The organism is Phenylobacterium sp. T106, from assembly GCF_057219735.1.
The window spans coordinates 407,070-428,688 of the sequence record NZ_JBXVWA010000002.1 but is presented as its reverse complement, the minus strand read 5'-3'; the positions used below and the strand labels follow the sequence as shown (position 1 = coordinate 428,688).

Annotated in this window: 24 protein-coding genes; 5 read left to right on the top strand and 19 right to left on the bottom strand. The window is 72.1% G+C overall.

All coding sequences use genetic code 11. The features are described from left to right. Nucleotides 1-44 precede the first annotated feature (44 nt). The 5 genes from AC2D8W_RS06785 to AC2D8W_RS06765 form a co-directional block, all read right to left on the bottom strand. On the bottom strand, nt 45-485 hold the full coding sequence (locus AC2D8W_RS06785) for a hypothetical protein (RefSeq protein WP_484670895.1): 441 nt from the start codon (nt 483-485) through the stop codon (nt 45-47). After that, nucleotides 485-919, bottom strand: a complete 435-nt coding sequence (locus AC2D8W_RS06780) for a hypothetical protein (protein ID WP_484670894.1) — start codon at nt 917-919, stop codon at nt 485-487. Before AC2D8W_RS06780 ends, AC2D8W_RS06785 begins: the two co-directional genes overlap by 1 nt. An 8-nt stretch (nt 920-927) precedes the next feature. After that, nucleotides 928-2,211, bottom strand: a complete 1,284-nt coding sequence (locus AC2D8W_RS06775; protein WP_484670893.1) for a hemolysin family protein — start codon at nt 2,209-2,211, stop codon at nt 928-930. Nucleotides 2,212-2,467: 256 nt separating this feature from the next. Further along, the gene (locus AC2D8W_RS06770; RefSeq protein WP_484670892.1) at nt 2,468-2,767 is read right to left on the bottom strand and encodes a hypothetical protein; all 300 of its coding nucleotides are present in this window, start codon (nt 2,765-2,767) and stop codon (nt 2,468-2,470) included. A 104-nt stretch (nt 2,768-2,871) separates the two neighbouring features. Continuing rightward, the gene (locus AC2D8W_RS06765; protein ID WP_484670891.1) at nt 2,872-3,567 is read right to left on the bottom strand and encodes a TerB family tellurite resistance protein; all 696 of its coding nucleotides are present in this window, start codon (nt 3,565-3,567) and stop codon (nt 2,872-2,874) included. A gap of 63 nt (nt 3,568-3,630) precedes the next feature. On the opposite strand from AC2D8W_RS06765, the gene AC2D8W_RS06760 reads away from it, so the two are divergent. The 3 genes from AC2D8W_RS06760 to AC2D8W_RS06750 are packed head-to-tail and all read left to right on the top strand — an operon-like array spanning nt 3,631 to nt 8,185. Then, a complete protein-coding gene (locus AC2D8W_RS06760; protein WP_484670890.1) occupies nt 3,631-7,230 on the top strand; it encodes a hydantoinase B/oxoprolinase family protein in 3,600 nt (1,199 codons plus the stop codon). 26 nt (nt 7,231-7,256) lie between these two features. Beyond that, a complete protein-coding gene (locus tag AC2D8W_RS06755; protein WP_484670889.1) occupies nt 7,257-7,868 on the top strand; it encodes a hypothetical protein in 612 nt (203 codons plus the stop codon). A 41-nt stretch (nt 7,869-7,909) separates the two neighbouring features. After that, nucleotides 7,910-8,185, top strand: coding sequence for a DUF1294 domain-containing protein (locus AC2D8W_RS06750; RefSeq protein WP_484670888.1), 276 nt, complete (start codon nt 7,910-7,912; stop codon nt 8,183-8,185). On the opposite strand, the gene AC2D8W_RS06745 is transcribed toward AC2D8W_RS06750, so the two are convergent. From AC2D8W_RS06745 to AC2D8W_RS06715, 7 genes are all read right to left on the bottom strand, one after another. Then, on the bottom strand, nt 8,167-9,330 hold the full coding sequence (locus AC2D8W_RS06745) for a pyridoxal phosphate-dependent aminotransferase (protein ID WP_484670887.1): 1,164 nt from the start codon (nt 9,328-9,330) through the stop codon (nt 8,167-8,169). The genes AC2D8W_RS06750 and AC2D8W_RS06745 overlap by 19 nt on opposite strands. Nucleotides 9,331-9,344: 14 nt before the next feature. After that, the gene (locus tag AC2D8W_RS06740; protein ID WP_484670886.1) at nt 9,345-10,766 is read right to left on the bottom strand and encodes a PhoPQ-activated protein PqaA family protein; all 1,422 of its coding nucleotides are present in this window, start codon (nt 10,764-10,766) and stop codon (nt 9,345-9,347) included. A 26-nt stretch (nt 10,767-10,792) separates the two neighbouring features. Then, complete coding sequence (locus tag AC2D8W_RS06735) at nt 10,793-11,572, bottom strand: acyl-CoA thioesterase domain-containing protein (protein WP_484670885.1); 780 nt, start codon at nt 11,570-11,572, stop codon at nt 10,793-10,795. Nucleotides 11,573-11,596: 24 nt separating this feature from the next. Then, nucleotides 11,597-12,865, bottom strand: coding sequence for a dicarboxylate/amino acid:cation symporter (locus tag AC2D8W_RS06730; RefSeq protein WP_484670884.1), 1,269 nt, complete (start codon nt 12,863-12,865; stop codon nt 11,597-11,599). Nucleotides 12,866-12,924: 59 nt separating this feature from the next. Then, entirely contained in the window at nt 12,925-13,101 is a 177-nt protein-coding gene (locus AC2D8W_RS06725; RefSeq protein ID WP_293480536.1) for a hypothetical protein, read from the bottom strand. Between the two features lie 75 nt (nt 13,102-13,176). Further along, on the bottom strand, nt 13,177-13,983 hold the full coding sequence (locus AC2D8W_RS06720; protein ID WP_484670883.1) for a peptidylprolyl isomerase: 807 nt from the start codon (nt 13,981-13,983) through the stop codon (nt 13,177-13,179). A gap of 45 nt (nt 13,984-14,028) precedes the next feature. Continuing rightward, nucleotides 14,029-14,643 carry a beta/gamma crystallin-related protein gene (locus tag AC2D8W_RS06715; protein WP_484670882.1) on the bottom strand — a complete coding sequence of 205 codons (615 nt, stop codon included), beginning with the start codon at nt 14,641-14,643 and terminating at the stop codon, nt 14,029-14,031. Between the two features lie 207 nt (nt 14,644-14,850). Here AC2D8W_RS06715 and AC2D8W_RS06710 point away from each other — a divergent pair, with 207 nt between their 5' ends. Next, complete coding sequence (locus AC2D8W_RS06710) at nt 14,851-15,549, top strand: pirin family protein (protein WP_293480530.1); 699 nt, start codon at nt 14,851-14,853, stop codon at nt 15,547-15,549. A 79-nt stretch (nt 15,550-15,628) separates the two neighbouring features. On the opposite strand, the gene AC2D8W_RS06705 is transcribed toward AC2D8W_RS06710, so the two are convergent. Together AC2D8W_RS06705 and AC2D8W_RS06700 are read right to left on the bottom strand one after the other, a co-directional pair. Next, on the bottom strand, nt 15,629-15,940 hold the full coding sequence (locus tag AC2D8W_RS06705) for a UrcA family protein (protein WP_484670881.1): 312 nt from the start codon (nt 15,938-15,940) through the stop codon (nt 15,629-15,631). Between the two features lie 169 nt (nt 15,941-16,109). Beyond that, nucleotides 16,110-16,319 (bottom strand): hypothetical protein, encoded by a 210-nt coding sequence (locus AC2D8W_RS06700; RefSeq protein ID WP_484670880.1) that lies wholly within the window; start codon nt 16,317-16,319, stop codon nt 16,110-16,112. A 267-nt stretch (nt 16,320-16,586) separates the two neighbouring features. Here AC2D8W_RS06700 and AC2D8W_RS06695 point away from each other — a divergent pair, with 267 nt between their 5' ends. Next, nucleotides 16,587-16,967, top strand: a complete 381-nt coding sequence (locus tag AC2D8W_RS06695; protein WP_293480524.1) for a response regulator — start codon at nt 16,587-16,589, stop codon at nt 16,965-16,967. Between the two features lie 225 nt (nt 16,968-17,192). Here AC2D8W_RS06695 and AC2D8W_RS06690 read toward each other — a convergent pair whose 3' ends face one another. The 5 genes from AC2D8W_RS06690 to AC2D8W_RS06670 are packed head-to-tail and all read right to left on the bottom strand — an operon-like array spanning nt 17,193 to nt 21,609. After that, the gene (locus tag AC2D8W_RS06690) at nt 17,193-17,516 is read right to left on the bottom strand and encodes a YdeI/OmpD-associated family protein (RefSeq protein WP_484670879.1); all 324 of its coding nucleotides are present in this window, start codon (nt 17,514-17,516) and stop codon (nt 17,193-17,195) included. A 51-nt stretch (nt 17,517-17,567) separates the two neighbouring features. Further along, nucleotides 17,568-19,835, bottom strand: a complete 2,268-nt coding sequence (locus AC2D8W_RS06685; protein ID WP_484670878.1) for a molybdopterin cofactor-binding domain-containing protein — start codon at nt 19,833-19,835, stop codon at nt 17,568-17,570. After that, nucleotides 19,832-20,782: an FAD binding domain-containing protein gene (locus tag AC2D8W_RS06680; protein ID WP_484670877.1), complete on the bottom strand. Its 951-nt coding sequence runs from the start codon at nt 20,780-20,782 to the stop codon at nt 19,832-19,834. Before AC2D8W_RS06680 ends, AC2D8W_RS06685 begins: the two co-directional genes overlap by 4 nt. Continuing rightward, on the bottom strand, nt 20,779-21,282 hold the full coding sequence (locus AC2D8W_RS06675) for a 2Fe-2S iron-sulfur cluster-binding protein (protein WP_484670876.1): 504 nt from the start codon (nt 21,280-21,282) through the stop codon (nt 20,779-20,781). The genes AC2D8W_RS06680 and AC2D8W_RS06675 overlap by 4 nt, the downstream gene beginning before the upstream one ends. Nucleotides 21,283-21,336: 54 nt before the next feature. Beyond that, the gene (locus AC2D8W_RS06670) at nt 21,337-21,609 is read right to left on the bottom strand and encodes a BolA family protein (RefSeq protein ID WP_293480514.1); all 273 of its coding nucleotides are present in this window, start codon (nt 21,607-21,609) and stop codon (nt 21,337-21,339) included. Nucleotides 21,610-21,619 lie beyond the last annotated feature (10 nt).

The following is a 21,619-nucleotide window of genomic DNA, read 5'->3' as shown; positions in this document are numbered from 1 at the left end:
CCACGACGCCCGGGAAGTTCCCCCGCGAGGGCTGGCGACCCTGCTCAGCAGGGCAGGCCGCCGTCCTGGGCGATGCCGGGAAGGCGCAAACGCAGCAGCAGCCTCGACCGCAGGGGACGTCCAACCGTCTCCGTTAGGCCCGCGCTGCCGAGGTAGCAGGCCAGCGCGGAGTTCGAATTGCGGCGCAGGAGCCTGTAGGCGAGATCGCTGTCGCCCAGCCGCCGGGCGAAGGCGGCGAGCCCGTCCACGATCCGCGCGGCCGCCGCGGGGTCGCTGGTCAGCAGCACGAGGTCATGGATCGGTTCGCCCGGCGTCGGGAAGTCGTAGGCGCCGGGGCGGTAGACCTCGATCGCGCCGTAGAGGGCGTCGCCATCTCCGCGCCGGCGGAACTCCTCACGCAGGCTCGCGGTGGCCTCATAGGCTTCGGGCCATCGATCGCCCCGCCGGTGCGGCACCACCAGCAGATACCCGTGGCGCGGAAACATCAGGTAGTGGGTGAAGAGTGGGCCAGGCCAACCGTCGGGGCCGATGGGGCCGGCGGCGAGATAGACGCCCGGGGGAACCGTGCGGCCGTCGATCGCGCCGAACCGCGCCAGGATGTAGCGCGCCAGGCGACATCGAACATGGCGGGCTCCGTCGCCTCGAGATCCGCAGCCAAGTGGCGGCGGATCGCGGCCGCGGCAGGCTGAGCGCCGAGCTTGTCGCCGTAAGCCCTCGTGAACGCCTCCTGAGGGGTGAGGCGGCTCTCTCCGAGCTGATGGGCCAGGGCGATGCGCCGCCAGTCACCGAGCAACCGCGCCGCCCCCTCGCCCGGCCCGAACAGCACCAGGACGAGCGCGACGTTGACCAGCACGACGAGCGCAGCCAGGGCCGCAAGGCCGCTGAGGATCCAGCCGGCAAGCTGGCGCAAGCGCGGCATGCGTCGCGTCAGGCCCCGGATCGGCGGCGGAACACCAGCTTGTCGATCCGCCGCTCGTCCATGTCGATGACCTCGACGTCGAAGTCGCCGACTTGGAGGACTTCGCCTTCCTTGGGAATGCGCCCGGCGGCGGCGAGGACCAGTCCCGCCGCCGTATGGAAGCCGCCGGCCGTGAGCCCATCGGCCTTCAGGGCTTCGCCAAGCTCCACAAGGTCCACCCGTCCGTCCACGAGGTAGGAGCCGTCTTCGCGGGGCAGCACCATGGCCGCCGGCGCATCGTGAGCCTCGGGAAGGTCGCCGGCGATCATCTCCAGAAGGTCCGTGGGGGAGATCACGCCGCCGAACTCGTCGATCACCAGCGCGAGGTGGACCTTGGAGGACCGGAACTGCTCCAGCGCCTGGAGCAGGGACGTCGTCTCGCGGATGTACAGCGGCGGCTGGGCCAGCCCGGCCAGGTCCAGCGGTCGCCCCGAGAGCAGAACGTCGGCGACGTCACGCTTGTGCACGACGCCGAGCTGGCCTTCGAGGTGCTCGCCCCGCGCCAGGATGAAGCGCGAGTAGGGGCAGGCGCGGATCTCCCGGCGTCGCCGCTCTTCGGGATCGTCGAGAGAGACCCAATAGATCTCCGTGCGCGGCGTCATGGCGACCCGCACAGCCCGGTCCCCCAGGCGCATGACCTCATGCATCATCGCCTGTTCCTGGGGCTCGATGACGCCGGCGCCGGCGCCTTCCGCCAGCACGGCCTCGACCTCGTCGTGGGTGACCGTCGAGCCCTCGCTGTCGCGCACGCGCAGCAGCGTCAGCACCGCGCTGGTGGAGAAGGTGAGCAGGGTGACGAAAGGGCCCAGGAGCCGGGCCAGCAGAGACAGCGGCCTGGCCACCAGGGCGGCGATCGCCTCGGGGTGCGTGAGCGCCAGCCGCTTGGGCACGAGCTCGCCGAGGATCAGCGAGAGGTACGTCAGCAGGACCACGACGATGACGGTCGCGATCTCCTCGGAATAGGGGCCGAGGCCGGGCACGCCCTCGAGCAGCAGGTCCAGTTCGAGGGCGATGGTCGCCTGTCCGAAGGCGCCGGCGAAGATGCCGATCAGCGTGATGCCGACCTGCACGGCCGAGAGGAAGCGCGTGGGATCCTCGGCCAGAGCCAGCGCGGCGCGGGCGCCGCCGTCGCCGCCGTCGGCCCGGGATCGAAGTCTCGGCTTGCGGGACGAGACCACCGCCAGCTCGGACATGGCGAACAGGCCGTTCAGGAGCACCAGGAGCAGCACGACGGCGGAGGCGAGGAGGAGCATTGTCTCGCCTTTCCGGCGACGTCCGGACGGCTTCCGGGAGCTGATCGACTGTTCAAGCGCCGATGAGGACCAGGCTCATCGCAGGCGCATGAGACCCGGAACGTCCCTGGAAGCGCCGCGCTCCATGGCCCACGGCATTAATCGGCCGCTGTTCGCCGGGTTCAAAGGCTAGGGCGCGCGCGCCGGCAGGTTGCGGGGGCGGCGCAGCACCGCGCAGGCGCGATGATCGGGGCGCCGAAGCTCGGCGGCCGGCGGCCTAGCGCCGCTCGTTCCAGCCGTAGGCCACCCAGTGGTGGCCGCCGCGGTGGCGGGCCTCGATGATGCCGTTGGGCTGGGCGCGGACGGTGCGGCGGGCGCGGAGCGCGAGGCCGGCCAGCGCCAGGAGGGCCGAGCCCATGATCGCGATGACCGCCACGGTGGCGGCGGCGAAGACCGCGAGAACGGCGCCCACCACGACGGCGGCTGCGGTCGCCAGGGTCGCGCCGACCGCGGCCAGGCTGCGGAGCGCCGAACCCGGTCCGGCGGCAAAGCCCTTCACTCGATCAGACCCGACCATGTCAGCTCCTCAGCGGCGCGCAGGACGCGTCCGGGAAAGACGCATCACAGCACAGCGGTTCCAGGCGTCAACCTTGCAGGCGGCAAACGGCGGCAATTTGGCGGTCACGCCGCGCCGACGCGCGACATTGCGGCGCGTTCGCGCTGGATGGTGGAGTACGCGGCGTTGATGGCCGCGGCCTTGGCCTCGGCCACCTCAACGAACTCGACGGGCAGCCCGCGGGCGCGGACCCGGTCGGGGTGGGCTTCCGAGAGCTGGGCGCGCCAGGCCGCGCGGACCACCTCGTCCGAGGCGTCGGGGGCCACGCCCAGGATCACGTACGGGTCGTCGTTGGCGGCGCCCAGGTGCGTCGCTTTCAGCCGGCGGAAGACGAGCGGCGAGAGCCCGAACAGCTCGCAGACCCGCTCCAGGTAGGCGAGCTCGTCGCTGGTGACCGCGCCGTCGGAGGCCGCGATGTGGAACAGGCCGTCCAGCACGTCCTCGAGCAGCTGCGGGCAGGCGCCGTACCGCTTGCGCAGCCGCCGGGCGTAGCCCTCGAAGCCGCGGGTGGTCTGGCGGGCCAGCTGGTAGAGGCGGCGGATCGCGCCCTCGCTGCCCGGCTCGGCCTGGAAAATGGTGTGGAAGGTCGCGTACTCCTCGGCCTGGGCCTCGCCATCGGCCTTGGCGAGCTTGGCGCCGAGGGCCGTGACGGCGGTGGAAAACGCAGGATCCTCACCCGGCAGCCCCGGCGGGCAGACGTCGCATTCCGCCTCATCGACCTTGCGAACCGCGAGGCCGGCAATTTTGCGCCAGAAGCTCATTTCGCTATGGGCATGCCTTAAGGCCGTGTCGCACGCATGACAATTGCCGCGAGAGGTTAAGTTTTGGACAGGCGTTGCGCGTTCTGGATCGACAGGGGCGGCACCTTCACCGACGTGATCGGCCGTTTCGACGACGGCGCCGAGGTCTCGCTGAAGCTGCTGTCCGCGTCGCCGGCCTATGAGGACGCCGCCGTGGAGGCGATGCGGCGGATCCTCGGCGTCGCCGGCGGCGCGCCGTTCCCGGCGCATCGGGTCGAGGCCATCAAGATGGGCACGACGGTCGCCACCAACGCCCTGCTCGAACGGCGCGGCGCGCGCACGCTGTTCGTGACGACCGAGGGTTTCGCCGACGCGCTCGCGATCGGCGACCAGTCGAGGCCAGAGCTGTTCGCCCTGAACATCCGGAAGCCGCCGCCGCTCTACGACGGCGTCGTGGAGGCCCGCGAGCGGCTGGCGGCCGACGGCGGCGTGGTCACGGCGCTGGACGAGGCGCCGCTCCGCCGGAGCCTCGAGGCCGCCGTCGCCGCCGGCTTCACATCGGCGGCCATCGCCTTCCTGCACGCCGACCTGAACCCGGCCCACGAGCAGGCGGCGGGCGCGATCGCGCGGGAGGCCGGGTTCGGCTTCGTGGCGCTGTCGTCCGAGGTGTCGCCCCTGCCCCGCTTCACGCCGCGCGCCGAGACGACGGTGGCCGACGCCTACCTGACGCCGGTGCTGCAGGCCTACGTCCGCCGGGTCGCCGACGCGGTGGCGGGCGCGCCGCTCTACTTCATGACCTCGGCCGGGGGGCTCGTGCGCGCGGACGCGTTCCGGGGCCGCGACGCGGTGGTCTCGGGCCCGGCGGGCGGCGTGGTCGGCGTGGCCAGGACCGCGGCGGCGGCCGGCGCGGAGGCCGTGCTGGGGTTCGACATGGGCGGCACCTCGACCGACGTGTGCCGGTACGCGGGCGCGCTGGAGCGGCGCGACGCCGCGCGCGTGGCGGGCGTGCGGCTGCGGAGCCCGACACTGGACGTGGAGACCGTGGCCGCGGGCGGCGGCTCGGTCCTCACCTTCGACGGGATGCGCGCGCGCGCCGGCCCGGCCAGCGCCGGCGCCGACCCCGGTCCCGCCTGCTATGGCCGCGGCGGGCCCGCGGCGGTGACGGACGCCAACCTCGTGCTCGGGCGGCTGGACCCGCGGAGCTTTCCCCAGGTGTTCGGACCCAAGGGCGACGCGCCGCTCGACCCCGCCGCGAGCCGGGCGGCCCTGGCGGAGCTGGCCTTGGCCATGGGGGCGAGCGTCGAGGCGGCGGCCGAGGGGTTCATCGCCGTCGCGGTCGAGCAGATGGCCCAGGCGGTGCGGCGCATCTCCACCGAGCGGGGCTTCGACCCGCGCGGCCACGCGCTGGTGGCGTTCGGCGGCGCCGCGGGCCAGGTCGCCTGCCAGACCGCCGAGGCGCTTGGCGTCGGCGAGGTGCTGTGCCCGCGCTACGGCAGCGTGCTTTCGGCCTGGGGGATCGGGCAGGCGCAGGTGACGGCGCTGCGGCAGGCCGGGCTCGACGCGCCGCTCGAGGACGGCGGCCTGGCGGCGGCCCAGTCCGCGCTGGCCGAACTGGAGGCCGGCGTGCGGTCCGACATGGCCGCCCAGGGGGCCGAAACGGGCGCCGTCCGTCGGACCCTGCGCCTGCGCTACGACGGCGCCGACGCCGAGCTGCCGGCCGCGCTGTCGGACGCCGCCACGGCGACGGCCGCCTTCGAGGCGGCGCACCAGCGCCTGTTCGGCTTCGTGGAGCCCGAGCGCCAGATCCAGATCGCGGCCGTGGAATGCGAGGCGCAAGCCCTCCTCCCCGATGGAGAACGGCTGGAGGGCGGTGTGGCGGCGGCGCGCGGCGCTCTGGCGCCGGCGGCGTCGACGCCGGCCGAGCCCGACCGTCGAGGGAGCGTGCGGATGTACGCCGCGGGCGCGTGGCATGACGCCGCCGTCGTGACCGCGGACGCGGTGACCGCCGTCGAGGGGCCTGCCCTGATCGTACGCCCCGACACCCAGATCGCCGTGCTGCCCGGGTGGCGAGCCGCGGCCGACGCGGGCGGCCTGATCCGCCTGACCCGCGCGGCCGCCGCCGTGCGCGAGGCCATCGCGCTGGACCGCCCCGATCCCGTGACGCTGGAGCTGTTCAACCGCCGCTTCATGGGCGTGGCCGAAGCGATGGGCGCTGCGCTGGAGCGGACCGCGCACTCGGTGAACATCAAGGAGCGGCTGGACTTCTCGTGCGCGCTCTTCGACGCCGACGGCGGCCTGGTGGCCAACGCGCCGCACATGCCGGTGCACCTGGGCTCGATGGGCGCGAGCGTGCGCGCCGTCCGCGACCGGCATCCCCGCCTGGAACGCGGCCAGGCCTTCGCGCTCAACAACCCCTATGCAGGCGGCACCCACCTTCCGGACATCACGGTGGTGACGCCGGTGTTCCTCGACCCCGGCAGCGAGGCCCCGGCGTTCTACGTCGCGGCCCGGGGACACCACGCCGACGTCGGCGGCATCCAGCCCGGCTCCATGCCGCCCTTCTCGCGCACCATCGACGAGGAGGGGGTGATGCTGGACGCACTGCCCATCATGCGCGACGGGCGCTTCCTGGACGCCGAGGTCCGCGCGGCGCTGGCCGCAGGGCGCTGGCCCGCCCGGGCCCCGGAGCGCAACCTGGCCGACCTGAAGGCCCAGGTCGCCGCCTGCCAGGCCGGCGCGGCGGCGGTGGCCGAGATGATCGGCGCCTACGGAGGCGACGCGGTCGCGCGCTACATGGCGTTCGTGCAGCAGAACGCCGCCGAGGCGGTGCGGCGGGCCGTCGACCGCCTGCACGACGGCGCGGCGCGGGCGCCCATGGACGGCGGCGGCGAGATCGCGGTGGTCACCACCGTGGACGCGGCGGCGCGGACGGCGACGCTGGACTTCACCGGATCGTCGGACCAGCTCGATTCGAACTTCAACGGCCCCTCGGCCATCGTGGACGCGGCCGCCCTCTACGTCTTCCGCACGCTCGTGGACGACGACATCCCGCTGAACGCCGGCTGCCTGGAGCCTCTGAAGGTGATCACCCGGCCGGGATCTATGCTGGCCCCGGTCCCGCCCGCGGCGGTGGTCGCCGGCAACGTCGAGACCAGCCAGCATATCGTCGACGCGCTCTACGCCGCGCTGGGGGTCATGGCCAACGGCCAGGGCACCATGAATAACTTCACCTTCGGGGACGAGGCCCGCCAGTACTACGAGACGATCTGCGGCGGGGCCGGCGCGACCGCGACGGCTGACGGAGCCAGCGCGGTGCAGATCCACATGACCAACTCGCGCCTGACCGACCCCGAGATCCTGGAGCGGCGGTTCCCGGTCCGCGTGGAGGCTTTCGCCATCCGCCGCGGGTCGGGCGGCGACGGCGCGCGGCGCGGCGGCGACGGCACGGTGCGCCGCATCCGCTTCCTCGCGCCCATGGAGGCGGCGCTGCTTTCTTCCCGCCGCCAGACGGCGCCGCAGGGCCTGGCGGGCGGCGGCCCCGGAAAACCCGGTCGGCAGCGCTTGATCCGGGCGTCGGGGTCGGTGAATGAACTTCCCGGCTGTTTCTCCGTTACGGTGGAGCTTGGCGACGCCATCGAGATCGAAACGCCCGGGGGCGGCGGTTTCGGGCCGGCGCAAAGCTGACACGATCGATCGCCAAAAGGACCTTCATGACGCCGCTTGTTCTCGCGCTCCTTCTCCATGCCCAGGATCCGGCTGCGGCCGAAGCGCCGGCCGCGCCGCCGCCGGTCGCCACGCCCGCCGAGGAGCGCCTGCCGACCGGCGCGCCCAAGGACGACTACCAGTTCGTGGCCTGGTGCTACGGCGCGCTGCGCGGCTACCTCGACCTGCATGACGAGATGATGCCCGAGGTGAAGCGGATCGAGACCCAGTTCCGCAAGCCCGGAACCTCGCTGGAAGACGACCTGCGGGTCTATGCCGACATGCAGCGGGACGGCCGCGAGAAGCTGAAGCAGTTCCAGGCCGCGCTGACGGCGGCCGAGAAGGCGACGGTGCGCCCCATCAACATCCAGGGCGCGGCGGCCGTGCGCCAGGGGCGGCTGTCATGGACCGCCGGGCCCGACGTGACCAAGGCGCGCAAGGCGCAGGAGTGGATGAGCTGGGCCCTGCCCGCCCGCTGCGAGCGGATCGCCGGTGAGCTGGAGACCCGCGCGAAGCTGAGCGGCGCCGCGCTTCGCGCCAACGCACCCGCCGAGGAGCCTGCGCCCCCGGCCGCGACGGAAGAACCGGCGGCCGAGGCCGCGGCGCCCCCCACCAGCTAGGCCTTCATCCTTCGCGAACCGCGGCCGGCTAGGCTGGCCGCGTGTTCGAGATCGCGGTCGCCTACCTGGCGCTGATCAACGCGGCGACCTTCACCGCCTTCGCCCTGGACAAGCGGGCGGCGGTGCGCGGCGCGTGGCGGACGCCGGAACACCGGCTCCTGATGCTGGCTGCCCTGGGCGGGACCCCGGCGGCGCTGTGGGCCCAGCAGATCCTGCGGCACAAGACGAAGAAGGAGCCGTTCCGCACCTCGCTGTGGGCGATCTTCGCCGTCCAGGCCGGCCTGCTGGCGTGGGCCGCCTATCGGCTGGCGAGGTAGGCCGCCAGGCGCGCCAGGCCCGCGGCGTTCTTCTCGGGCCGTGCGGCGAAGCACCAGCGGATCCAGCCCTCGCCCTCCTCTCCGAAGGCCGAGCCCGGCGCGAGGCCCAGCCCGGCCCGGGTCACGAGATCCTTGCAGAACTGCAGGGAGTCCGCGCAGCCCTCCACCCGGAAGAAGGCGTAGAATCCGCCGTCCGGCGGCGGCGCCTCCACGCCCGGCATGGCGCGCAGAGCGCTCAGCACCTGGTCGCGCGCGGCCGCGAGCTCGGCGCGGACCGACGCCACGTACGCCTCGCCATCGTCCAGGGCCGCCTTGGCGCCCTCCTGCACGAAGTCGGGCGCGCAGGACGTGTTGTACTCGATCAGGACGCCCAGGCTCTCGAGCAGGCGGGGCGGCGTCACCATCCATCCGAGCCGCCAGCCGGTCATGCGCCAGGCCTTGGAGAAGCTGTTGGTCCCGATGATCCGGTCCTCGCCGGTGGTGAGCGGCAGGAAGGACGGCGCGGTCGGCCGGTCGAACGTCAGGCGCTCGTAGACGTCGTCGCAGACGAGCCAGATTCCGTAGCGGCGACAGCGCTGCAGGATCGCGGCGCGGTCCTCGGCCGGGATCATCCAGCCTGTGGGGTTGTTGGGCGAATTGAGGACCAGCGCGCGCGTGTCGGGCGTCAGCGCGTCCAGCAAGCGGTCGACGTCGAGTCGCCATCGGCCCTGGGCCGCCTCCAGCGGGACCATTTCCACCTGGGCCGAGAGGATCCTGGGAATCTCGGGCACGTTGGGCCAGATCGGCCCGACCTGCACCACCCGGTCGCCCGGCGAAACCACCAGCTGGGCGGCCAGCATGACCGCATTGACCCCGGCGCTCGTGATGGCGAGGCGGTCGACGCCGATCGGCCCGCCGTGCAGGCGGCCGAGATAGGCCGACAGCGACTCGCGCACGTCGGCGCGGCCCAGGTTGTGGGTGTAGAAGGTGCGGCCGTCCAGCAGCGCCCGGGCGGCCGGCTCGCGGATGAAGTCGGGCGTCGGCTGGTCGGACTCGCCGAACCAGAAGGCGAGGATGTCGTCGCGGCCGAGGCCCGCGTTCGCCACCTCGCGGATCCGGGACATGCGGAGGCCCTGGACCTCCGGGCGCGGCAGGGTGTCGAACATGGGGGCGTGAGGGCCTACCGGTCCGCCTGACGGGTAGTCGGCTTCGCGTCCTCCCAGCGATAGGGCAGGACGTCCGGCTTCACATAGACCTCCGTGGTGAACTTCAGCGGATACCTGCCGCCGCTGGGGTAGGTCAGCTCGACGAAGTAGGCGGTGTAGCCGGCGGCGGGCTTCTCCACGGCGCCCACGTAGGTCCCGTCCGGCCGCGCCGTGAGCACGGTCGAGGTGAAGGCCTTGAAGCCCAGGGTGTCTGTCCGGAAGTCGCGGGCCTTGGGATTGGTCCCCTGCCACAGCCGCACCTCGCTGGGCCTGCCTTTCGGCTTCACGACGATTTCGCCGCCCTTGCCCACCGACCAGGAATAGTCCGGCAGCGGACGGCCCGAGATCACGGCGTCGTGGAAGGCCGTGACGCTCTCCATCACGTCCGTTCCCGAGAGCGAGTGGTTGGCGTTGGGGATCATCCGCAGGCGCCGCGGCTGGGCCACCTTGGAATAGCCGTAGCGCGTGTTGTCGGGCGGGAAGTACTCGTCGCCCACCGCGTTGATCACATACTTCGGGATCTTCATCGTGGGCCGGTCCTGGTAGTTCAGGGGGTCCTCGATGAGGTTCACGCCCGCGAGCCCCGGCTTGCCGATCTGGTCGGGGATCAGCCGCGCGTCGACGTAGTCCTGCAGCGCCGGGGAAAAGTAGCCCATGGCGCGCCAGTGGTGGATGGCGGTGTCCTCCACCGAGAGCACGCTGATCACCAGCGGCACGATGCCCACCACCCGCTTGTCCACCGCCCCAACGAGCCAGGTCGTCCAGCCCCGCTTCGAGGCGCCTGCGACGACGAAGCCGTCGATCTTCAGCCGGTCCTTCGTATCCGTGGCGACGAAGCGCTGGATGGCGGTCATGGCCTGCGTACCGCTCTTCACCATCGGCAGGCGGAGCAGCTGGGCGGGGTCCTTGGTCGTGGCGTAGCGGGCCTGCAGGTAGGCGATGATCTCGTCCTCGACCCGGGCCTTCTTCGCCGGATCGTCGGCGAAGGTCAGGGGCTGGTTCGGGACGTCGTTGAGCTGGGCCACCACCGAGCGCGTGTCGACGGCAAGCTTGGCGAGGTGCGGCGGCGGCCCCTTCGGCGCGGGATCCCCCTTGTCGCCGCCGGTGATGTAGAGGAACGCCTTCGGGCTCGCGACATCGTCCGGGATGATGACCGTCAGCCAGTGCTTCCAGACGGTGGCGTCGACGTCCTTCGGAGCGTCCCAGGTCTGGCTGGTGAGCTGCAGCACGGCGGTGCGGTAGCCGAGCCCCTTCTGGACGCCCACCACAGTGAACCCGAAGCTGGGATCGGGCTTGGCGACATAGGCGTCCAACGCGTTGGGACCGGCCGCCCAGGCCGGCGCGACCGTCAACGCGAGCGCGGCGAGCGCGCCGCCCAGCAGCTTCAGGATCTTCATTCGGGGCCTCCCTGGGCGGGAGGGAATTACACTTTGCGCTTCTGCGCCAGGGCCGTGCAGCTCGCGAAGCCGATCATGCCGTCCTCGTCGTAGAGGCGGCATTCGCCGATCGCGACGCCGGCCGTCGCGCCGTGGGCGGTCACGTCGAACCCGACCCACTTCGAGACCGGCTCGCGGTGCAGGTAGAAGGTGGCGTCCGAGTTGATGTAGCCGAGCCCTGCGTCGCCCGCGTTGGCGAAGGGGCTGACGAAGTCCACGGCGGTGGCGACCCGCGCGAACGGGGTGAACGGCACGCCTTCCACCAGCTCGCGCACCTCGGCCATCCAGACGCGGCGCGGCATGCTGACCTGGCCGAACCCGCCGGCGATCGGGCGGACCTCCCACATGCCGCCCATGGGCGCCCGGCTGGGCTCCGGCGGCGGGATGTCGCCGGGCTTCGGCGCATCCCACGGCTCCGGAGTCCACACGTTCCCCGGCGGGTTCTCGGTCCGGCGCAGGAGCTGGCAGGTGGCGCGCCCGGCGCTTTCGCCGCCGGACACGAACTCGGCGTCGATCACCTTGATGCGGTAGCCGTCCTTGACGACGCGCGTCCTGACCTCGACCGGAGACAGGTCCGGCAGCCGGTACATGTCGACGGTCAGGCGGGCCGGCATGTAGTCCGGCGTGCGGAAGCGGCGCTCGATCTCGGCGCCCAGCAGGCCGATGATCAGCCGGCCGTGGAGCGAGTCGGCGGTCCAGGGTCCGATCCCGGCGCGGGTGGGGATGAAGAGGTCCCCGTCCTTTCGAAAGAAGGGTTCGTTCGGCATGGCGCGCGAACCTGCCGGATCGGCTCAGGCTTGGCTAGGCGCCTCAGGGTCAGCCGGCTCGTCCTTGGCCACGATGGCCGTGACGGCCATGTCGCCGGTGACATTGCCCAGCGTCCGGAAGATGTCCGGGACCACCTCGACGGCCAACAGGATCGGCAGGAGGTCGATGGGAAGGCCGAGCGCCAGGCAGATCGGGGCCACGCTGACGATGAAGGAGACCTGCCCGGGCAGGCCGACCGAGCCCACGGCCACCGCCATCGCCACCAGGGCCGCGCCGACGTACTGCAGGGCCGTCGGCTCGAGGCCGTACACCTTGGCCACGAAGATGCAGACGGCGAGGTTCACCGCGGGGCTGGTGAAGCGGAACACCGCCACGGCCAGCGGCAGGACCAGGCCCGCGACGCGCGCGGGCACGCCCAGGTCGTCGCGGCTGCGCTCGATCATCGCTGGCAGACAGGCCAGCGACGACTGGGTCGCGAAGGCGGTCGCGAGAACCGGCGCCGTCGCCTGCGCCCAGCGCGCCATGGGGACGCGTCCCACGGTCACGGCCAGGCCGTAGCCGATGGCCGTGATGACGAGCCCTGCAAACGAGGCGGTGACCACGTACTGCCCGAGGACGCCCGCGGCCCCCACCCCGGCCCGGAGGCCGACGCCCAGCCCGAGGGCGAAGACGCCCACCGGCGCGACGGCCAGCACCCAGCGCACCACGACGATCATCGCCTCGCCGAGGGCCTGGAAGACGTCGATCAGGATGCGGCCGCGCCCCTCGGGCAGCCGCGTGAGGGCGAACCCCGTGAACACGGCGAAGACCACAACGGGCAGCACGGCGTCCTCCGCGGCCGCCCGGATAGGGTTTGCGGGCGCGAGCCCCTTCAGCCAGGCGGCGAAGTCGGGCGAGGTGGGCGCGTCCGCCGGTGGCGCCTGTGCGCCCGCGCGCAGCGCGGCCGACGCGGCCTCGCTCACGGGCCAGAGCGCCAGCACGCCGTTGACGACGAGGATCGCCACCACAGCCGAAAGCACCAGGAGGGCGACGAACCACGTGACCGCGCGCACCGCGAGCCGGCCGGTGGCGGCGGCGTCGGACACCTGGGCGATGCCGGTCACGAGCACCGCGAAGATCAGCGGCACGACGGTCATGCGCAGGGCGTTCAGCCAGAGCGCGCCCACGGCCTCGACGTTCTCGATGAGGCGCGCCATCGGCGCCCCGCCGTAGGCCGCGGCCATCGCGCCGCCCGCGAGCCCGAGCGCGAGGGCGATCAGCACCTGGACGCTGAGCGATCGAATGAAGGTCATGACCCAGGCTTAGGCGGTTCGCGGGAGGGCCGCCATAGCCGCTGGCCGCCTGGAGCGTCTCAGGACGCCTTGCGCTGGAAACGCACCGAGAGCCCCGCCGGTTCGCCGGCCTCGGCGCGGCTCAGGCGCTCGGCCACGTCTGCGAGCGCCGCATCCTGGTCGGCGTAGCGCGCCAGGTCGCGACCTTCGCTCCGGACGACCCAGCCGTCCGGCACTTCCACAACTTCGAAACGCATCGCCGGCCCCGGTTCCCGTGCAGCCGGGTGTATGGAGGCGAGTGCTACTCGCCAATTGCGCGCATCGTCGCACGCTCAGCGCGTCCGGACCGGAACGTCGGCGTCGCAGATCGTGAACGCCGCGCCCTTCTCCCGCTTCAGGACGGCCAGCCGCGAGCGGAAGGCGGGTCCCCGCGTGTCCATGACCTCCAGGCGCGGACGCTCGGCCGGCGGCAGGTCGGCCATGACGCGGACCTTCAGCATCAGGTCGGGCACTTTCGGCGGCTCGCCCACGGCCACCGCACGGATCGCCTCCAGGCCCGAGACCACGCGGCCGACGACGGTGTACTCGTGGTCCAGCCGGCGCGCCGGCGCCCGCATGAAGAAGATCTCGGCGTTCGCCGTGCCCGGGTCGGCCTGGCGGCCCATGCCCATCACGCCGGGACAATAGGCGCCCCAGCCCCGGATGCGGGGATCGTCCGGGCGCAACGCCTGCTCGGCCCGGGACACCGCCTGGAACGGCGTGGCGCCCACGAAGCCTTCGCGCGCGTCGCTTCGATCCACCACGACGTCGGCGATGTCGGGCGGGATGCGGAAGCTGAACTCGGGGGGAAGATCAGGGTGGCGGGACACGCCGCCGTCGCGGTTGTTCGGGTTGCCCGTCTGGGCCACGAAGCCGTCGATCACCCTGTGGAACTGGAGGCCGTCGTAGACTCCCTCCCGGGCCAGCTGCTTCACGCGCTCGACGCCGCGCGGCGCGAACTCCGGGCGCAGCTCGACCACCACCGGGCCCTTGGTCGTGCCGATGACGAGCGTGTTCTCGGGGTCCAGAGCCCGCCAGTCGGCCTCTCCCGCGCCCAGCATCAGCATTCCCGCCAGCGCGGTCGCAAGCCTTCGGAACATGCGCGGCCCTCCCGGCCTCCAGTGGCCAGGAGGGCGGCGCGCGCGTCAATACTTGCGGCAGAGGAGGTCGCGCAGCACGTCGCTGCGGCCGACAAGCTCTCCGTCCGGACCGACGGCTTCGCGGGCGCGGGAACTCGAGTCGTACCAGACGGCGCGACCCAGTCCCTGGCTGCGGCAGTAGGCGTTGGCTCCACGGTCTCCAGCCGCGACGTCGAGGCCGCGGACCGTCGGGCGCGGGAAGAAGACCGTAGTGGCGCCGTCGACGCCGCGCGCGCCGCCGCCCGGGAAGCCAGGGCCGGGGAAACCGGGGCCGCCGGGCCGGCCGGGACCGTCCGGGCGGCCGGCCGGCTCGAGGGACGAGACCTGCGCCATCAGCCCGTACTGGTGGAGGTTCGGGACATCGCCGCGCACCTCCTGGCAGCGTCCACGGAAGTCATCGTGCTCGCAGATGAGCCAGCGTCCCTCGAACCGGGCGCTCTGCGCGCGGTCGTTGAACCGCCACCGTCCCAGGTCGGGCGTCGACTGGGTGATGGTCACGGAGGCGCCCTGGAAGTTCGGCTGGTCGTAGAGCGTCGCCGTCCCGCCTCGATACGGCTGGGCGGCGGCGGCGCCGGCGATGGTCAGCGTAGCCAACGCAGCGAGCGTCAGGGTCCGGTTCATGGGGGTCAGCCTCCTGAAATGCAGGCCCATCCAACCTTGACCGCAATGAACCGCGGCTGAAGGCGAGCCGCAACCTGCTGTCAGGTTCGCGGCATTCATTCCATTTCCGACGCAATCATCTTCCCTGATCGCCCGTTTGTGACCCGCGCGGAGACACTATCTTGTTCGCCGAAGGCCGACGCACGGGCGTCGGCGGGAGACGGTACGATGATCGACAGAAGGCCTTTCGCGCGCCTGGGCGGCGCGGACCACGGCTGGCTGAAGGCCCGCCACCATTTCTCTTTCGCGAACTACTACGACCCCGACAACATGGGGTGGGGGCCGATACGGGTCTGGAATGACGACGAGATCGCGCCGAACTCCGGCTTCCCGCCGCATCCGCACGCCGACATGGAGATCGTCACCTATGTGCGGAAAGGCGCGGTGACCCACGAGGACAGCCTGGGCAACCGAGGACGGACCGAAGCCGGGGACGTCCAGGTGATGAGCGCCGGCAGCGGCATCCGCCACGCCGAGTACAACCTCGAGCCCGAGACCACGACGCTGTTCCAGATCTGGATCGAGCCGACGGCCCGCGGGGGCGCGCCCAGCTGGGGCGCAAGGCCGTTCCCGAAGGGCGACCGGGCCGGCCGCTTCGTGACCCTGGCGAGCGGGATCGACGGTGACGAGGACGCCCTGCCGATCCGCACGGACGCGCGGGTCGCGGGCGCGACCCTGAAGGCCGGCGAGACGACGGAGTATCGGCTGGGCCGGAACCGCCACGCCTACCTGGTGCCCGCGGCGGGCGCCGTGGAGGTCAACGGGGTCCGGCTGAACGCCCGGGACGGGGCGGCGGTGAAGGACGAGGAGGTCCTTCGGGTGACGGCGCTCGAGGACGCCGAAATCGTCCTGGTGGACGCCGCCTGAGGCAAGGCGGTCCGGATGCGATAGGGCCCGCGGCTGGGGCGGCCGCGGGCCCGCTTCGCACGCCCGCTCTAAGGGAGAGCTAGCGGGCGGCGAAGGTGGAAGCGCGCTCGAGCTGGGCGGCGCGAACGACCGCGACCTTCTCGGCGAGCTCGGCCTTGACCGCGACGCGGCAGGCGGCGCGCTGGTTCAGGCCATACACGGCGCCGCAGTAGCTGCGGGCCGCCTGGTCAGCGCGCTGTTCGAAGGCGGCCTGACCCTGCGGGGAGAGCAGGTTGAGGTCGGACACCTTCACTGTGGTGGCGGCGAGGGCCGAGGCGGGCAGCGCGGCGATGGGGAGGGCCGCGAGCGCCAGCATGGCGACGCCGGAGATGCGGGTGGCGATGTTCATCATGGTCGTTTCCTTCGGAGCGGTTGCGCGTCCGACGGTGTTGTCCGCCGGCAAGGAAACGAATACTTCCGGACGCGGCTGAGCGCCCGTGAATACCGAGTAATGACACCGTTTTAAGATAATTACAGCGACTTAATACTTAAACGCGCCGTAATGTTCGGCCGGGCGGACGTCAGTGGGGCCGCGACGGCTCCACCAGGGTCTGGTCCCACTCGCCCTCGTCGTCGCAGACCAGCACCGGCCAGGGCATGTCGATGAGCCGGACCCAGTCGCTGGCCGCCGCCAGCGCCTCGTCACGCGTCTCATAGGCCCCGAGGTCCCCGGCCTCGGCGTCCTGCAGGACCCAGTGGCCGCTTCGCGCCCGCACGGTGAAATCAAACATGGGTTGGCCCTCGCTCAAGGCCAGGTTGTGCAGCAAGAAGGTTTCCCAAACACCAAGACGCCGGGTCGCACCCGCCGCGACCCATCATCGCGGGAACCACCGTGAAGCTTCGCCGTTCAGGCAACGGGGGTCCGCGCGGCCCGCGACGATACGAGGGGAAGCAGCTGTGCCGCAATGGTTGACGCGACAACCCGTCACGCATCCTCTAGACAGGCTCCGACAGGGCCCAATCCCCCCCAAGCGGCCCCTGGTGTCGGAGTGCGTGCAATGAACACCCAGGCTAACCTAGAAGGCCTGCGCGTCCTGGTGGTCGAGGACGAGATGATGGTGTCCATGCTGATCGAGGACATGCTGAGCGACCTGGGCTGCACCGTGGTCGGCCCGGCCTCGCGTCTCGACGAAGCCATGGAACTGGCGAGGGAGGCCGAGCTCGACTGCGCGGTCCTCGACGTGAACCTGGGCGGTCAGCCGATCTTCCCCCTGGCCGACCTGCTCCGGGAGAAGGGCGCGCCGTTCGCGTTCGCGACCGGCTACGGCGATGCGGGTCTGCGGGATGTGGACCGGGGCTCGCCGGTCCTCCAGAAGCCGTTCCGCGAGGGCGACCTGGCGCGCGTGCTGGGCGAGCTGCGCACCGCGACCAGCGCCTAGAGGTACGGGAAGGCGCTCGCGGCCCGGTCGCTGAGCAGAAGGCCCAGCGAACCTGCGAACACGACTGCGCTCAGCAGCAGCTTCACGTCCGGAAGTCTCCTCGTCCGCCGGCATCATCACCGGCAGGTGAGGAGATATTGTTAAGCTGGCGGCTCGGCTACGCCGGTTTGCGCATAACCGCTCTGCAGAAGCGGCATCGACGGCCCCCGGCGCGCGGATCTCGCGTCAGCCGGCCTTCGGGCGCCGCTTCGCCTCGCGCTCGTTCAGCATGGCCTGCCGCCACCGGCCCGGCGCCTTGTCGTCGCGGTGAATGCAGCCGGGCCAGCAGCACGGCCGCTTCTTCCCCTCCCGCAGCTCGGCGGAGGTCCGTTCGATGCGGCGGCGACGCGTCGCGGCCTGTTTGGCGTCGTCGACCCAGCAGATGAACTCGTTCCGCCCGAGCGGCGTCAGGCGCTCCCACAGCAGGAGGACGTCGGGGTCCGATCGAAGGGCCGCCTGGAGGTCGTCGCCCGCCCGATGAACCGTGCCGTGGTGGAAGGCGTCGACCATGACCAACTCCCGGAAACGCCCGCCGACGTTCGCCGCACCGCGACCCGCCCGTCAACGCCCGGCGTCGATGAGGCCGGCGAGGAGCTTGTCGGGCGTGATCGGATAGTCGCGCAGGCGCACCCCGCAGGCGTTGTAGACGGCGTTGGCGACGGCCGCGCCCGCGCCCGAATTGCCGAGCTCGCCGACGCCCTTGATCCCCATGGGGTTGGCCTTGTCGTCCACCTCGTCCAGCATGATCGCCTCCAGGTCGCCGATGTCGGCCTGGACCGGCACCAGGTACTGGGCGAGGTCCTGGTTGATCAGGGACCCATAGCGCGGGTCCACCGCATTGCCCTCGGTCAGCGCTGAGGCGACGCCCCAGATCATGCCGCCCGTCAGCTGGCTGCGCGCCGTCTTGGTGTTGAGGATGCGTCCGGCGGCGAACACGCCCAGCATCCGGCGCACCCGCACCTCCCCGGTCACCGGATCCACGCCCACCTCGCAGAAGTGGGCGCCGTAGGTCTGGGTGCTCCAGCGCTGCGCATCCTGGGCCGGGCGGATCTCCCCTTCGACCGTCAGGCCCGCGGGCGCGGCCCGCCGGACAAGGTCACGGAGGGTCTCCGACCGGTTCTCCAGCGCCACGACGCCGTCCTGGAAGGTGACTGAGGCGGAATCGCCCCCATGCAGCGGAGAGCCGGGATCGCTCACCGCAAGATCGGCGATGGCCTTGCGGAGGTTCACGCCGGCGGCGAGGGCCGCCGACCCGGCCGTCGCCGCGCCGAACTGACCGCCCGAGCCGGGCGCCGGGGGCAGTTCGGAATCCCCGATCTCGACCACGACCTGGCCCAGCGGCACGCCCAGGGTCTCGGCGGCGATCTGGGCCAGCACGGTGTAGGTCCCGGTGCCGATGTCGGTCATGCCCTGGCGGACGGTGATCACGCCGTCGGCGTCGACCGAGAAGCTGCACTTGGCCGGCAGCAGGAAGTTGCCGCGGATGGCGGCGGCCATGCCCAGCCCCACCAGCCACCGGCCGTCGCGGACCTGGCCCGGCGTCGGCAGCCGGCGGTCCCATCCGAACAGCTGCGCCCCTTCCTTCAGGCAGCGGACCAGCTGACGCTGGGAGAAGGGCCGCCCGTTCTCAGGGTCCACCTCGGGCTCGTTGCGGATCCGGAGCTCCACCGGATCCAGGCCCAGCGTTTCGGCCAGTTCGTCCATGGCGCATTCGAGGCTGAGCGTGCCCGAGGCCTCGCCCGGGGCGCGCATCGGACCGGCGTGCGGCAGGTCGAGCCGCACCAGCCGGTGACCGGTCAGCCGGTTCGGCGCAGCGTAGAGGGAGCGGGCGAAGTTCGACGCATGCTCCGTGAAGCTCCCGTCCGAATGGCAGTGCGTCCAGGTCATGATCGACATGGCGTTCAGCCGCCCGTCGCGCTCGGCCCCCAGGCGCACGCGCATCACCGTCGCCGGCCGGTGGATCGTGCCGTGCATCATCTGCTGGCGCGTGAAGGCCACCTTCACGGGCCGCCCCAGGGCGCGCGCGGCCAGCGCGGCCAGGGTCAGGTCGTCGTAGGTCTGGCCCTTCCCGCCGAAGCCGCCGCCGATGTACCGCGTCATCAGGTGCACCGCGTCGCGATCGATGCCCAGGGTCTCGGCCAGGCCGTGCTGGGCCGGCTTCACCATCTGCACCGAGGTGTGGGCGATGCAGCGGTCCGGGCCTTCCCACCACGCCAGCGAGGCGCAGGGCTCCATCTGGACGTGGTTCTGGATCGGCGTGGACCAGGTCTCGTCCAGCCGGACCGGGGACCCTTCGAAGCCGGCCTGGAAATCGCCGACCTCGACGTCCTTCTCGCCCGGCGGATCCACGGCGTCGCCGAGGCGGGCCCGGAAGTCCACGTCAGGCGCGTCGGCGGCGAAGGTCAGCTTCACCATGTGCGAGGCGGCGACCGCGTTCTCCAGCGTGTCGGCCACGACGAAGGCGACCGGCTGGCCCCAGTAGGTGACCCGGTCGCTTTCGAGGGCGGGTTTCGAGCCGGCGGTGCTGCGCGGATGCGCCTTCGTGCCCCGCGGCGGCTGCGCTGGCGCGTTCCGGTGGGTCCAGACGGCCAGGACGCCGGGCGAGGCCTCGGCCGCAGCCGTATCGACGTCGGTGATGCGGCCGGCCGCGATGGTCGCGCCGACCATGACGCCGTAGGCCGGCGGCGACGGAGGCTGCACCTCGTAGGCGTAGGGCGCCGTGCCCGTGACTTTCAGCGGGCCCTCGTACCGGTCGACCCCCTTGCCGATCAGGCCCGAGCGGTTCTCCTTCACCGGGTTGGGGACATCCCAGTCGCTGACCGTGCTCATCGCGCGCCCTCCCGGGCTTCGCCGATGGCCGCGGCGCCCAGGCGCGCGACCAGCGGGATCTTGAAGTCGTTGCGGCCGGCGGAGGACGCCCCCGCCAGTTCGCGCGCCATGGCCTCCGAAGGCGACGCGCCGGAAGCCAGCGCCGCCTCCGCGTCGACCGCCCGCCAGGGCTTGTGGGCGACCATGCCGAGCGCGAGGGCGCCGCCCGCCACGGCGACGCTGGCCAGCCCGCCGGCGTAGGACGCGCGGTCGCGCACCTTTCGGTAGGTCTGCCCGCCCGGCGGCGGGGGCGGCAGGGTCACCGCGGTGATCAGTTCGCCGGGGACCAAATGGGTCTCCAGGTGCGGCATCTCGCCCGGCAGGCGGTGCAGCTCCAGGATCGGGAAGCTGCGCGCCTGGCCCGACGGCGTCAGCGTCTCGACCCGCGCGTCCAGCGCGACGAGCGCCACGGCCATGTCGGACGTGTGGGTGGCGATGCAGGCGTGGCTGGCGCCGAAGATGGCGGCGTTGCGGTTGAGTCCCTCCAGGGCGCCGCATCCCGAGCCGGGCTCGCGTTTGTTGCAGGGCTTGGAGGTGTCGTAAAAGTAGGCGCAGCGGGTCCGCTGCAGCAGGTTGCCGGCGACGGTCGCCTTGTTGCGCAGCTGTGGCGAGCCCCCCGCGACGATCGCCTGCGACAGCACCGGGTAGCGCGCGCGGACCCGGGGATCCGCCGCCACGGCCGTGTTCGAGGCGACGGCGCCGAGGCGCAGCCCGCCATCCGGCGTGTCCTCGATCTCCGCCATGGGCAACCGTCCCACGTCGATCAGGTGCTGGGGCCGCTCGATCTCGAGCTTCATCAGGTCGAGCAGATTGGTGCCGCCGGCGATGAACCTCGCCCCGGGCGTCTCGGCCGCCGACTTGACCGCCGCGCGGGCGTCGGCGGCGCGTTCGTAGGTGAAGGGCCTCACGCGAGCGCCTCGGCGGCTTGGCGGATGGCCGCGACGATCTGCGGATAGGCCGAGCAGCGGCAGATGTTCCCGCTCATGCGCTCGCGGATCTCGGCGTCGCTCAGCACCGGGGGCGCGTCGGGTGGCGTCTCCTGGCTGGGGTGTCCGGCGGCGATCTCGGCCAGCAGACCCAGGGTGGAGCAGATCTGGCCCGGGGTGCAGTAGCCGCACTGGAAGGCGTCCTGGCTCAGGAACGCCTGCTGCACCGGATGGAGGCGGCCGGGCGCGCCGACCCCCTCGATCGAGAGGACCTCGTCCCCATCGTGCATCACCGCGAGCGAGAGGCAGGCGTTGATGCGCACGCCGTTCACCAGCACCGTGCAGGCGCCGCACTGTCCATGATCGCAGCCCTTCTTGGCGCCGGTGAGCCTGAGGTGCTCGCGCAGCGCGTCGAGCAGGGTCGTGCGAGGGTCGAGGTCGAGCGACCGCGCCTGTCCGTTGACCGTGATGGTCGTCTTCACCGCATCCTCCCGACGTTTCGGGACCGCGTGGGCGGCTCCGACTGATTGTCGCGCTCAGCTTTCGCCGGGCGCGAGCGCCTTCACCGAAAGCGCGTGGACCGGGCCCGCGAGCTCCTCGTCCAGCGCCTTGTAGACCATGCGCTGGCGCGCCACGCGCGGCGTCCCCGCGAACGCCTGGGACTCGATCGTCACATTGAAGTGGCTTTCGCCGCCCTCGCGCGCGCCGGCGTGTCCCGCGTGCCGGCTGGAATCGTCGACGATCTCGAGCCGTGTGGGCTCGAACGCCGTCGTCAGCTTGTCTCGGATGGCATCGAATATGGCGCCCATCGCCGACACC